This is a genomic window from Neoehrlichia mikurensis (assembly GCF_019186785.1).
In the GTDB taxonomy this organism is placed as follows: Bacteria; Pseudomonadota; Alphaproteobacteria; order Rickettsiales; family Anaplasmataceae; genus Neoehrlichia; species Neoehrlichia mikurensis.
In genome coordinates, this window is record NZ_CP066557.1 from 289373 (window position 1) to 303345 (window position 13973).

The following is a 13973-nucleotide window of genomic DNA, read 5'->3' on the forward strand; positions in this document are numbered from 1 at the left end:
AATAATATATAACAAAAAAAATACCGATGTTAGATTCTAAAAATAACCAAACGCATAGTTACTGCGTCTTATTATAATAAGCAACACATAATTAAAATTTCTATAAAAAATATTCTTTGATAAACCATTAAGCATATACATAATCATTAGCAACGTTTAAATATATAATATTTTTATGTCAGTATTTTATTATTAAAATATATAAATACTAGCCGATGTTATATTTTTTCTATAATAAATATATTATAATTTTAAGTTTAGAGCCCAAAAATTTGTTCCTTTCAGTTATTAAATAACCTAAACACAACAAAAAATATTATTATCCTTGCAAAAAAACATTTTGAATTAAAACACCTATATATTGCAGGAACAAAATAAAACATTCTATTATGCAAGTAATATTAAAAATAAGCTACAGTAATATAATTATAATGTAAAAAATTTACACGCTTTTTTATTAATCAAGTAAAATACTAAAAACATATAAAGATATGCCTAGTTTCTCAATAGAAAATACAATAAGTACACTATTACACAAACATGTAATTGTAGGAGTAGATGAAGTTGGATATGGAGCAATAGCAGGACCAGTAGTATCAGCTGCTGTATTTTTCCCAATAAGAAATAATATTACACAAGAAATTAGAGATTCAAAAAAACTTACTCCACAAAAAAGAGAAGATCTTTTTTTAGAAATTATAAAATATGCACAATACGGTATAGGCTTTGCTAGCGTAAGTGAAATCAATCAATATAATATATTAAATGCTACACATTTATCAATGAAAAGAGCTTTATTAAACATGAACATAAAAATTGATTTTGTATTAGTAGATGGAAATCGAACCCCTAACTTACCATGGGAAATAAAAGCTATAGTTAATGGAGATAATATCAGTACATCAATAGCTGCAGCATCTATAATCGCAAAAATTACAAGAGATAAATTCATGAAAGCACTACATACAAAATATCCTCATTACTACTGGAATAAAAACTGTGGCTATGGCACAAAAACGCATATTTCATCATTACATAAATATGGTAAAACTACATACCATAGAAATACCTTTATGCCTGTATCTCAAATAACCAGGATATATACTGAAACCTAAGAATAACTTCTTATATTAAAAAATATATTCAATATTCATTGCTTAATATAATACATAACTTTATTTTTATGAAAACACTATATAAAAAAATACCTTAGTATCAAATAAAAACTATAAGTTATAGCACAAAAACTCATATCCACTCTATACATAGATATGGCAAAACTATATACCATAAAAATACCCTTATGCCTGTATCTCATCAAAATGATGTCATCAATTTAAGAATATTTCACACTTAAATTACTATAACTTCCTAAGTAAAAAGAAGTTAGACCAAAACTACAGCAAGCTATTCTATATTAATAATCAGCAATGTCACTATTAGATTCATCATTATTAATATGCATCACTTCATCTTCAAGATCATAACCTATAATTTCCTTAAGCTCACTATTATAGTAAGTAGAGTAATCATTCTTATTAAGCAAAGATAACTTCTTAATCTTATTCATGATAAACCCTGTCCCCGCAGGAATTAACCTACCAACTATTACATTTTCCTTTAACCCATACAATAAGTCTTCTTTTCCTGAAAATGCCGCTTCAGTCAGTACCTTAGTAGTTTCCTGAAATGATGCTGCAGATATAAATGAATTAGTATCAAGACTTGCCTTAGTAATACCCTGTAATATTGAAATATAGCTAACAGCACGCTTATTAGATCCTTCTAAATTCTTATTCATCTTTACTACTTCTTCCTTATCAACGTGCTCACCTACTAAATACATAGTATCGCCTGGATCTACAATCTCAACTTTTTGCAACATTTGTCTTAATATCACTTCTATATGTTTATTATCGATACGCACACCTTGTAATCTATATACTTGCTGTATCTCAGATATCATATAATTTGCAAGTGCTTCTACTCCCAAAACTCTTAGTATATCATGCGGATCTGGATCCCCATCCATCAGCAAATCACCTTTATGTACAAAGTCACCTTCATTAACAGTAGTATGCTTACCTTTAGGAACTAAATATTCTACCGGTGCAACTTTATCATCTACTGGTTTGACAAAAATACGCCTTTTAGAACGATAGTAATCTTTACCAAATTCAACATACCCATCAACATCACTGACTATAGCATGCTCTTTAGGACGTCTAGCTTCAAATAGCTCAATAACTCTCGGTAATCCACCTGTAATATCACGAGTTTTAATAGATTCTCTAGGAATCCTAGTAATCACATCTCCAGCATGTACCTTCTGACCATCCTGCACATTTAATACTGCTCCTATTGGGATAAAATAATTAGCTTCTAAATCATTAGATAAAGTAATTACATCACCATTATCATCAACAAGTACTAACCTTGGCCTAATATTAGCTCCTTGCAAATGCAACTTCCAATCAACTACAACTCTATTTGATATACCTGTTGATTCATCTAATACCTCATTAATTGAAACACCATCTATTAAATCAACATATTTAATAATACCTGTTTTTTCAGTAATAATCGGAATAGTATATGGATCCCATTCTGCTATTTTTTCAGTTATTTTAACTAACTGGCCATCATTAACATATAACTTTGCACCATAAGGTACACTATGACGCATTTTCTCATTACCAACATTATCAAGAAGAATAACCTCACAAGATCTACTCATAACTATTTTATTGCCATTCCTATCCTGAACAATGTTGCTGTTTACTATTTTGATTTTCGCATCTAATAATGCAATCAAATTAGAAACCTCTATACCCCTCATTGCTGTACCACCAACATGAAAAGTACGCATCGTGAGCTGCGTCCCAGGCTCACCAACTGACTGCGCCGCTATTACCCCAACAGCTTCCCCTATTGAAACCATATATCCTGTTGCAAGATCTCTTCCATAACATAATGCACAGATACCTTTCTTTGATTCACAAGTAAGTGCTGATCTTACTTTCACAGCATCCAACCCAGCAATCTTCATTTTTTCTACTTTTACCTCATCTATCAATTCTCCGGCCTTAATAATTAACTCCTCTACAATAGGATTATAGGTATCAACAGCAGCAACCCTTCCTAAAATTATACTATCTAATGTAGCAACCACTGCACCACCTTCAACAACAGCCCTTACAACAACCCCATTCTTAGTTTTACAATCATATTCTACAACAATGCAATCCTGTGCAACATCAACAAGTCTACGAGTTAAATATCCAGAATTTGCTGTTTTCAACGCTGTATCGGCTAACCCTTTGCGTGCACCATGTGTTGAATTAAAATATTCAAATACATTCAATCCTTCACGAAAATTAGATATAATTGGCGTTTCAATAATTTCACCTGATGGCTTAGCCATTAAACCTCTCATTCCAGCTAATTGCTTCATTTGAGATGCAGAACCCCTTGCTCCAGAATGTGCCATCATATAAATAGAATTTAACTTTCTTTTTGAATCATAAACAGATATCGCTTTCATCATATCCTTAGCAATTAAATCTGTACATTTTGACCATTCATCAACAACTTTATTATACCTTTCACTTTGAGTAATTAACCCATCTTGATACTGTATAGAAAATTCTTTAATTTTTTCTCTCGCATTTTCCACATGAGCTGTTTTAGTATCAGGTATTATCATATCCTGATATCCAAAAGAAATTCCTGATTGCGACGCGTATTTAAAACCAAGAAACATCAATTTATCAGAAAATTCAACAGTCTCACTTTGACCACAACTTCTATAAACTAAATCAACTATAAAAGTAATTTCTTTAACTGTAAGAACATGATTTATTAAATCAAAACTTAAACTTTCATGACACGGAAAAATTTGCCATAATATCAACCTACCAGGTGTAGTCTCTATAACTTTCGTATACTCACTTTTGTCACTATTATAATATTTCATTCTATACTTAATTTTTGTACATATATGCACAATATTATTACTTAATGCATACTCTACATGACTAAAATCAGCAAACATCAATACTTCGTCATCATCATTGCACCTATCTTGCAATGTCAAATAATATATCCCCAAGACTATATCTTTAGAAGGAACTATTATTGGTTTACCATTAGACGGACTTAAAATATTGTTTGTAGACATCATTAATATTCTAGCTTCAAGCTGCGCTTCCAATGATAGTGGAATATGAACAGCCATTTGATCTCCATCAAAATCAGCATTAAACGCACTACACACTAAAGGATGTAGTTGTATAGCCTTTCCTTCTATTAATAATGGATCAAATGCTTGTATACCTAATCTATGCAAAGTTGGAGCTCTATTCAGTAATACAGGATGCTCATGTATTACTTCATCTAATACATCCCACACCTCAGGTCTTTCATTTTGAATCATTTTATTAGCCAACTTTACTGTTGGAACAACCCCATACATCTTAAGCTTAGAACAAATAAAAGGCTTAAATAACTCTAGAGCCATTTTTTTTGGTAATCCACACTGATTTAGCTTTAAATTTGGACCAACAACTATTACTGATCTCCCAGAGTAATCTACTCTTTTACCCAAAAGATTTTGTCTAAAGCGACCTTGTTTACCTTTTAACATATCGCTTAAAGATTTTTTATAACCTACACTTCCAGCCTTATTAGAGATATAATTACGTCGACTACTATCAAAAAGAGCATCTACTGCTTCCTGTAACATTCTCTTTTCATTACGTATCATTATCGCAGGAGGATTTAATTTTAAAAGCTTACCTAATCTATTATTACGATTAATTATAGTCCTATAATGATGATTTAAGTCAGAAACAGCTGGCCTACCATTTTCTAAAGATACAAGAGGTCTTAAATCAGGAGGTAATATTGGAATAACTGTTAAAATCATCCATTCTGGTTTATTTCCAGAATTAATAAAATTTTCAACAATTCGTAACCTTTTAACTATTTTTTTCCTCTTTATTTCTGAAGTAGTGGATTCAAGCTCATTTCTCAAATTTATATTAATTGCATTTAGATCTAATCCTATCAGTAATTCTCTTATTGCTTCAGCACCCGTTAAAGCAACAAAACTATCTTCTCCATAAAGATCTCTTGCTTGATTATATACACTTTCACTAATCACTTCTCCTTTAGAAAATGGAGTAGCTATAGGATCAATTACTATAAAATCACCACTATAAAGTATGCTCTCTATTGACTTAAGAGGCATATCTAATAACGCACCTATACGTGATGGTAATGACTTTAAAAACCAAACATGCGCTACTGGAGAAACAAGCTCTATATGACCCATTCTTTCCCTTCGCACCTTTGAAGAAGTTACCTCAACTCCACATTTTTCACAAACAACACCTCTATAACGCTTTTTTCTATATTTACCGCACAGACACTCATCATCATTGACAGGACCAAAAATTTTAGGACAGAACAAGCCACCTTTTTCTACTTTAAATGTACGATAATTAGTAGTAGAAATATCTTTAATTTCACCATATGACATAGCTTTAATACTTTCAGGACTAGCTATAGATATGCAAATTTTATCAAATGACTGTGCTATATTAGTATAACCATACAAATCCAATAACTTCATACTTTCACTCTCCTTCCTTAACTTGCTGTTCTATACCCCGTACTTGTATCATTCTGTTAATTCCTTATCCTGCTGCAAGACAACATTCAAACATAAAGAACGTAATTCTTTTACCATAACATTAAATGACTCAGGTATACCACATTCAAAATTGCTATCACCTTTAATTATTGATTCATAAATTTTTATTCTACCAACAATATCATCAGATTTTACAGTTAACATCTCTTGTAAAGTATAAGCTGCCCCATAAGCTTGCAAAGCCCAACATTCCATTTCCCCAAAACGCTGTCCACCAAAATGCGACTTCCCTCCTAAAGGTTGCTGCGTCACTAAACCATAAGGACCAACAGATCTAGCATGTATTTTATCATCAACTAAATGATGTAACTTTAACATATATATGTATCCAACTGTTATTTTACGATCAAACTTCTCACCTAGCCTACCATCATAAAGATCAACTTGTCCTGATATATCTAAATCAGCTAACTGCAATAAATCAGAAATCTGAGCATCTTTAGGACCCTCAAATACAGGAGCAGCCATAGGTATTCCTTTTCTCAATCGTTCTGCAAACATTATAAGATTTTCATCACTCATTGAAGCAATGTTTTTCTCTAATGTTTGCCCTTTATATACTTTACACAAAAAGTCTCTTAAATGCTGTACAGATAATTCTTCAAGATTATCAAGTATTGCACTTATTTTTTTACCTAAATTAACTGACGCCCATCCTAAATGAGTTTCTAATATTTGACCTACATTCATACGAGATGGTACACCTAAAGAATTTAATATAACATCAACAGGTGTACCATCTTCTAAATAAGGCATATCTTCAACAGCAACAATTTTTGAAATTACCCCTTTATTCCCATGACGACCAGCCATTTTATCACCTGGCTGCAAATTATGTTTTACTGCAACAAATACCTTAACTATTGTTAATACACCTTGTGGCAAATCATATCCATAATTTAATTTTTCTATTTTTTGATCAAATTTACGATTAGCGTCACCTACCATTAAATCAAACTTTTCTTTCATTTTTGAAATTTGTTTTAAAATTACAGCATCATTAAGTGAAACATTCCACCATTCCTTTTTTGGAAGTACTTCCAAAAATTTATCTAAGGTATCATAACCCTTACTTTTAAAATCGCAATGATTTAACAATTTCTTCAATTCATCGTAAAAATATTCACTTACAACATCAATTTCATAATCCCGCTCCTTAATAAAGCCATTTATCTCATTTTGTTTTATAAGCAATGATCTATCATTTTCTTCAACCCCTCTACGTACAAACACATGCACATCTATAACAGTTCCCTCAACATCTGGTGGAAGATATAAAGATGAATCTACACAATCAAATACTTTTTCACCAAAAATTGTTACTAACAATTTTGTTTCTGGCGGCAACGAAACAGGTGGCCTAGGCGTTACTTTACCAACTAATATATCTCCTGCGGATACTTCTGCTCCAACATTAACAATTCCAACATCATCTAAATGCCACAAACTATCTTCATTAACATCTGGAATAGATCTCATAATTTTTTCTGGACCAAGAGGAGTATCCCTTACTACACACTCAAATTCTTCTATATGTATAGAAGTAAACATATCCCTCTTTACAACTTCACTTGAGATTACTATTGAATCTTCAAAATTATAACCTTGCCATGACATAAAAGCTACAAGGACATTTTTGCCTAATGCTAATTCTCCTTTATCAATTGCAGATCCGTCGGCTATAACGTCATTTACTTTAACATAATCTCCCGGTTTAACTAAAGGTTTCTGATTAATACAAGTATTATGATTAGAACGTTGAAATTTACGTAAATTATAAATATCAACCCCTAAATATTCATTTTTATCTTTATCAAATGCACGAATTACTATATACAATCCATCAACACGATGAACAATACCATCGCGTTTTGCAAGAACAACAGTTCCCGATCCTGCTGCAACAATTGCCTCCATGCCCGTACCTACTAATGGAGCCTCTGCTTTCAATAAAGGCACTGCTTGGCGTTGCATATTTGATCCCATTAATGCACGATTTGCATCATTATTCTCCAAAAATGGAATTAACGATGCAGCAACAGATACTATTTGCTTAGGTGATACATCTATATAATCTACTTCTTCACTTTTTACCATTACAAAATCACCGCCATGCCGACAATAAAGCATATCATCAATAAATCGATTATTCTCATCAAGAGCTGCACTTGCATCCGCTATATAATAATTACCCTCTTGCATAGCAAGCAAATATTCAACATTATCTGTTACAACACCATTGTCAACTTTCCTATATGGACTTTCAATAAACCCATACTTATTAATTCTAGCATAGATAGCCAAGCTACTGATTAATCCTATATTTTGCCCTTCTGGGGTTTCAATAGGACAAATTCTCCCATAATGTGTTGGATGCACATCCCTAACTTCAAATCCAGCTCTTTCTCTTGTCAATCCTCCTGGACCCAAAGCTGATAACCTACGCTTATGAGTTACTTCAGAAAGTGGATTAGTTTGATCCATAAATTGTGAAAGCTGTGATGAACTAAAAAAGTCCTTTAGAACAGTAGCTAAAATCTTGGGATTAATAAAATCACAAGGCATTGCATTATCAAAATTAACTGATGACATATAATCCATTATCATTCTTTCTAATCTTAATATACCAACCCTAAACTGATTTTCTATAAATTCACCTACAGATCTTACTCTTCTATTTCCAAGATGATCTATATCATCAACAATACCTTCTCCATCACGTAATAAAACTAATTTTTTAACAACATGTATTATATCATCTTTAGTTAAGACTGTTATATCATCACTAACATTTAATCCAAGATGTCCATTTAATTTTATTCTTCCAACAACTGATAAATCATACCTATCTTTATCAAAAAACAGCCCATTAAAAAATGATTTAACTGCCTCTAAACTTGGTGACTCACCAGAACGCAAAACTTTATATATTTCAAAAAGAGCATCTTCATAAGATATATTTTTATCCAAAAACAATGTATTTAAAATATATGGACCAACCGTTAAAAAATCTATATTGAGAACATCAATTTCACCAACATCAAGTAACTCTAATTGCTTCACATGCTCAGCAGTAATACTTTCCCCTACAGAAATGATAGTAGAACCACTATTAACATCTATTAAATCATTAGCAATAAACAATCCTACTATTTCAGAAAATGGAACCACGTATTCTTTAAGACCTTCATTAAATAACTTTTTTGCTATTCTTAAAGTAATTCTTGTATTAGCTTTCACTAAAACATTACCTTCTATATCTACTAAGTCATAAGAAAGTCTTATTCCTTTAAATCGCTCTATTAAGAAAGGAACTTTCCATCCTTTATCACATTTTACATATCGAATTGTACTATAAAAAGTACTCAAAATGTCATTATTAGACATACCCAGCGCCCTTAACAAATAAGATAAAGGCAATTTTCTTTTTTTATCTATCCTAAAATACAGTATATCCTTAATATCAAATTCAAAATCTAACCAAGAACCACGATATGGTATTATACGAGCTGAGTAAATTAATTTACCAGAACTATAAGTTTTACCCTTATCATTATCAAAAAACACACCAGGCGACCTATGCATCTGTGATACTATGACTCTTTCTATACCATTAATAATAAAAGTTCCATATGAAGTCATAATAGGCAATTCACCAATTGAAACTTCTTGCTCCTTTATATATTTAACACTTTTTTCCAATGTATCTTCGTCAACTACATATTTGACTTCTTTAAATGATACTTCTTGTACTTTCCATACTATAAAACGTAATACTATACGTATTGGCACAGAAAAAGTGATACCTCTTTTAATACACTCATGCTCATCATATTGCGGATCTCCAATGCTATAGCTTACAAATTCAAGAACAGCCCTACCTAATAAATCTTGTATAGGAAACATAGACTGAAAAATATTTTTTATTCCACTTTCCGCATCTGTATTTACTCCAATAAAAGCATTATAAGAATCTCTTTGAATTTTAATTAAGTCAGTAAGAGAATCCTTAATATCTATTGACTTTGCATAAGAAAGCCTAGGAACTACATCAAAAGAATTCAATACATACTGTGATGTTACAGAAGAAGACATCAAAATCCCTCAAAAACATTAACAAAAATACAATTTATATACGTCTCGTTATTTAATGCTAATTTTAGCACCCGCATCCTCCAACTTTTTCCTAATTTCTTCTGCTTCATCTTTTTTATATTTCTTACCTTCATTCAATTCCTTAGATCCTTCTTGTTCAACAAAATCCTTCGCTTCTTTTAATCCAAGATTAGTACACTCTCTTACAGCTTTAATAACTGCTATCTTTTTCTCTGGAACATAACCATCAAACATAATAATAAATTCTTTTTTTTCTGCCTCAGTAGCAGATTCACTACTTGAAACTACTCCACTAACAGAAGGTGTCGCCATTAATAACCCTCCTTTAGGGAATCCTAATTTTTCTTCCATTTTTTCTACTAACAGCGCAGCACTACATAAATCTAAACTACAAATTTGCTCAACTAAATTATCCATATCAATACTACTCATAATTAATAACCCCAAATTATTTAAAATACAACCTACATATAAATTAAAACATTAATTTTTATCACCTAAAGCTTTTAAGCATAACGCTAGCCTTACAGGAATATTATAAGATATTAAATTTGCTATCCGCATATGCAATTCCTTTAAAGATGGCAAATTAGATAAGTAAACAACCTTATCTCGAGATAGCATCTGACTGTTATCATATGCACACACTAGAGAAATCTTATTTTTATTATTACTTATAAAATTAACAATAATCTTTGATATAACTATAATATCATTTGAATAGACAACAAATATAGAATTAATAAACTTACTTTTTAATTCTTCCTTGCCCAATTTCTCCAAAGCAATACATGCTAAGCTATTCTTTGTAACAATCAATCCACAACTGGCAGTCTTTAGCTCTTTCCTCAAACAAAGAAAATCCCCAGCAGTCATATGCTGAAAATTCACAATGATAAAACTTTTAAACTGTATAAATATATTTTCAATATTATTTAAGTGCTGTTTTTTATCATCACGCTTCACTTGCAATACCTCTCATAATCAAAAATTAACCGACATTTACTATCTTAAAAGATCTTCCCATAGTTGAACTAATAAATACACTCTTAAAATATAATCCTTTGACAGTAATAGGCTTTAATTGCCTTATCACATCAACAACAGCATTAAAATTATCTAATAAATCCTCTATAACGAACGCAGCATTTCCAATTTTTGCATGTATAATACCACCTTTATCAGCTTTAAGCTTAATTTGACCAGACTTTATTACACCTACAGTTTTAGCAATATCTAAGGTAACTGTACCGAATTTAGGATTTGGCATCAATCCTTTTGGTCCTAAAATCTTGGCAATGGAAGAAATCTTAGGCATAAAATCCGGTGTTGCAACACACCAATCAACATCTAATTTCTTTTTTCTTTTTATATCTTCAACTAAATCCTCATCACCAACAATATCAGCATTAGAACTTTCAGCAAGCTTTAGATTTTCACCATTAGCAAAAACTGCAACTTTAATTTCTTTACCCAATCCTTTAGGTAAAACAACAACCCCTCTAATTTGTTCATCAGCCTTAGAACTATTAATATTTAGCTTAATTGCCACATCAACAGATTCACAAAATTTTGCCTTAGAACACTCTATAAGCTTTTTTAATCCTTCTTTAATTTCATAGCAATCATTATAAACTAACATCTTAATTCCCTTATTATTAATTTTCTTCTACAATTATACCCATAGAATGAGCGGTACCTTTTACCATATTGATTGCAGCTTCTAAAGTATCAGCATTCATATCAACCATCTTACGCTCCGCTATTTTTACAATTTCTGATATCTTTACTTTTCCCACATTATTCTTCCCAGGATCAGCAGACCCTTTTTCAACTGCAGCAGCTTTTTTTAACAAAAAAGATACTGGAGAATCAGTAATAGTAAATTTATAAGTTTTATCAGCATAAATACATATTTTAGCAGTCACCATATCACCAATACTATATTGGTTCCCATCACCACTTGTTACTTCATTAAATTCCTTACAAAATTTAGGCATTGATATACCTCGTGGCCCTAATACTGAAGCAATTTTTGGCCCTGGACTAGCTTTACCAGCTTGTATCATTAAGTTAATCTTTGAAAGAATACTTTCATTACTCACCACTATCCCTCCAATTTTTGTATATGCTGCAATTTAAATTCTATTTTAGTTAATCTACCAAATATCATAACACTTACTCCTGCTATCTCTTTATCATCATCTACATATTCAACTTTACCTGTAAAATCTTGAAACAACCCATCATTTACAACTACTTCATCTCCTACTTCAAAATCTATTCCCTTATTATCATCAGCTATAACCCCATGATGCATTTTTTGACGCATTGATGCCATCTCATCAAATGAAATCACTTTAGGTAATCCAGAATCATCACTAAGAAGAAAATTAGACACTTTAGGTATAGTTCTAATAAGAGTCATAGTATCATTATTTAACCTCATTAATAAAAACACGTATCCTGGCAACAACTTTCTTTTTACAATTACCTTCTTGTTGCGCTTAGTCTTAGTTACTTCTTCATATGGAATAAAAATCTCAGAAAAATCATTTGCAAACCCTAATTGCTCAGCTCTTTCTATAATAACCTGAGATACCCTTTCTTCATTTCCAGACAATACTTGAATAATATACCATTTATAATCATCACTACATTCCATAAATTACCTCAAGTACTATCTTAATTAATTTTAAAAATAAAAAATCCACACAACAAAATAAAATAGACGCAAAAGTAATCACCAATATAACTATTAACAAAAACATCATAATTTCATTCTTCGAAGCCCACGAAACCTGTAGAGCCTCATGTTTTACACTCCCCAAAAATTTACTAATAATACTTATCATGTATACACCTATGAAATGGCAGGAGCGATAGGAATTGAACCTATAACCTTCAGTTTTGGAGACTGATGCTCTACCTAATTGAGCTACACTCCCATTCTCATTTACTCCAAAATTTCAGTAATAATACCAGACCCAACAGTTTTACCGCCCTCACGTATTGCAAATCTTAGCCCTTTTTCTATTGCAACTGCCTTATCTAAGCTTACTTCTATACTTAAATTATCACCAGGCATAACCATCTCTATCCCCTCAGGTAATTTTATACTACCAGTTACATCTGTAGTCCTTACATAAAACTGCGGCTGATAATTTGAAAAAAATGGTGTATGCCTACCACCCTCCTCTTTCTTCAATATATATACCTCAGCCTTAAATCCATTATATGAACGTATTTGCCCAGGCATACTTAATACCTGACCCCTCTCTACATCCTCTTTCTTGATCCCTCTTAATAAAATACCAGCATTGTCACCAGCTTCCCCTACACCTAATGCCTTATGAAACATCTCAACACCTGTACATACCGTGCTCTGCAAATCCCTTAACCCTACTATCTCTATTTTGTCACCTATCCTTATCACTCCTCTCTCTATCCTACCTGTTACCACAGTACCCCTTCCAGGTATTGAAAATACATCCTCTATTGACATTAAAAATGGCTTCTCCTTCTCCCTTAATGGTAAATCTATTTTCTCTAATGCAGCCATTAACTCCATTATCTTATCACTCCATTCACCATCAGCTCCTTCATCCTCTAACGCCTTTATTGCTGATCCTCTTATTATGTCAATACTATCACCTTGATACCCATAATTTGTTAATAGCTCCCTCATCTCCATCTCTACTAACTCTAACATATCATTGTCCGCAACAACATCACACTTGTTTACCCACACAACTATGTCCTTAACTCCTACTTGCTTCGCTAATAATATGTGCTCCCTCGTTTGTGGCATCGCCCCATCAGTTGCAGATACTACTAATATGGCTATATCCATCTGCGCAGCCCCTGTTATCATGTTCTTTATATAATCAGCATGCCCAGGACAATCAACATGCGCATAATGCCTACCCTCTGTCTCATATTCTACATGCGCAGTGGATATTGTTATACCCCTCGCCCTCTCCTCAGGAGCCTTATCTATCTCATCATACTTGACTACCTTATTAGCTCCACTTAATTTCTTTGCTAATACTGTTGTTAGTGCAGCTGTCAATGTCGTCTTCCCATGATCAACATGCCCTATCGTACCTACATTAATATGCGGCTTCCTAGTATCTGTCAT

The 13973-nt window shown here is 32.0% G+C and carries 10 protein-coding genes and 1 tRNA gene; 1 reads left to right on the top strand and 10 read right to left on the bottom strand.

The window, feature by feature from the left end; translation table 11 throughout:
• Positions 1–491 precede the first annotated feature (491 nt).
• A complete protein-coding gene (locus tag HL033_RS01135; protein ID WP_218194277.1) occupies positions 492–1115 on the top strand; it encodes a ribonuclease HII in 624 nt (207 codons plus the stop codon).
• 302 nt (positions 1116–1417) lie between these two features.
• Here HL033_RS01135 and rpoC read toward each other — a convergent pair whose 3' ends face one another.
• From rpoC to tuf, 10 genes are all read right to left on the bottom strand, one after another.
• Positions 1418–5635, bottom strand: a complete 4218-nt coding sequence (gene rpoC / locus HL033_RS04505; protein ID WP_246575296.1) for a DNA-directed RNA polymerase subunit beta' — start codon at positions 5633–5635, stop codon at positions 1418–1420.
• A gap of 48 nt (positions 5636–5683) precedes the next feature.
• Positions 5684–9811 carry a DNA-directed RNA polymerase subunit beta gene (gene rpoB, locus HL033_RS04510; protein ID WP_246575298.1) on the bottom strand — a complete coding sequence of 1376 codons (4128 nt, stop codon included), beginning with the start codon at positions 9809–9811 and terminating at the stop codon, positions 5684–5686.
• A 48-nt stretch (positions 9812–9859) separates the two neighbouring features.
• Positions 9860–10264, bottom strand: a complete 405-nt coding sequence (gene rplL / locus HL033_RS01145; protein WP_218194278.1) for a 50S ribosomal protein L7/L12 — start codon at positions 10262–10264, stop codon at positions 9860–9862.
• 51 nt (positions 10265–10315) lie between these two features.
• Positions 10316–10798, bottom strand: a complete 483-nt coding sequence (gene rplJ, locus HL033_RS01150) for a 50S ribosomal protein L10 (protein WP_218194279.1) — start codon at positions 10796–10798, stop codon at positions 10316–10318.
• Between the two features lie 25 nt (positions 10799–10823).
• On the bottom strand, positions 10824–11474 hold the full coding sequence (gene rplA, locus HL033_RS01155; RefSeq protein ID WP_410522102.1) for a 50S ribosomal protein L1: 651 nt from the start codon (positions 11472–11474) through the stop codon (positions 10824–10826).
• 16 nt (positions 11475–11490) lie between these two features.
• Positions 11491–11901, bottom strand: a complete 411-nt coding sequence (gene rplK / locus HL033_RS01160; protein WP_246575350.1) for a 50S ribosomal protein L11 — start codon at positions 11899–11901, stop codon at positions 11491–11493.
• 38 nt (positions 11902–11939) lie between these two features.
• The gene (nusG, locus tag HL033_RS01165; RefSeq protein ID WP_218194281.1) at positions 11940–12497 is read right to left on the bottom strand and encodes a transcription termination/antitermination protein NusG; all 558 of its coding nucleotides are present in this window, start codon (positions 12495–12497) and stop codon (positions 11940–11942) included.
• A complete protein-coding gene (secE, locus tag HL033_RS01170) occupies positions 12487–12687 on the bottom strand; it encodes a preprotein translocase subunit SecE (RefSeq protein WP_218194282.1) in 201 nt (66 codons plus the stop codon). The genes nusG and secE overlap by 11 nt, the downstream gene beginning before the upstream one ends.
• Before the next feature lie 16 nt (positions 12688–12703).
• Positions 12704–12780, bottom strand: a tRNA-Trp gene (locus HL033_RS01175).
• 8 nt (positions 12781–12788) lie between these two features.
• On the bottom strand, positions 12789–13973 hold the full coding sequence (tuf, locus tag HL033_RS01180) for an elongation factor Tu (protein ID WP_218193899.1): 1185 nt from the start codon (positions 13971–13973) through the stop codon (positions 12789–12791).

Coding starts and splice junctions, on each gene's coding strand:
- HL033_RS01135 (WP_218194277.1), top strand. CDS start 492: ATGCCTAGTTTCTCAATAGAAAATACAATAAGTACACTATTACACAAA.
- rpoC (WP_246575296.1), bottom strand. CDS start 5,635: ATGAAGTTATTGGATTTGTATGGTTATACTAATATAGCACAGTCATTT.
- rpoB (WP_246575298.1), bottom strand. CDS start 9,811: ATGTCTTCTTCTGTAACATCACAGTATGTATTGAATTCTTTTGATGTA.
- rplL (WP_218194278.1), bottom strand. CDS start 10,264: ATGAGTAGTATTGATATGGATAATTTAGTTGAGCAAATTTGTAGTTTA.
- rplA (WP_410522102.1), bottom strand. CDS start 11,474: ATGTTAGTTTATAATGATTGCTATGAAATTAAAGAAGGATTAAAAAAG.
- rplK (WP_246575350.1), bottom strand. CDS start 11,901: ATGATACAAGCTGGTAAAGCTAGTCCAGGGCCAAAAATTGCTTCAGTA.
- nusG (WP_218194281.1), bottom strand. CDS start 12,497: ATGGAATGTAGTGATGATTATAAATGGTATATTATTCAAGTATTGTCT.
- secE (WP_218194282.1), bottom strand. CDS start 12,687: ATGATAAGTATTATTAGTAAATTTTTGGGGAGTGTAAAACATGAGGCT.
- tuf (WP_218193899.1), bottom strand. CDS start 13,973: ATGACAGATACTAGGAAGCCGCATATTAATGTAGGTACGATAGGGCAT.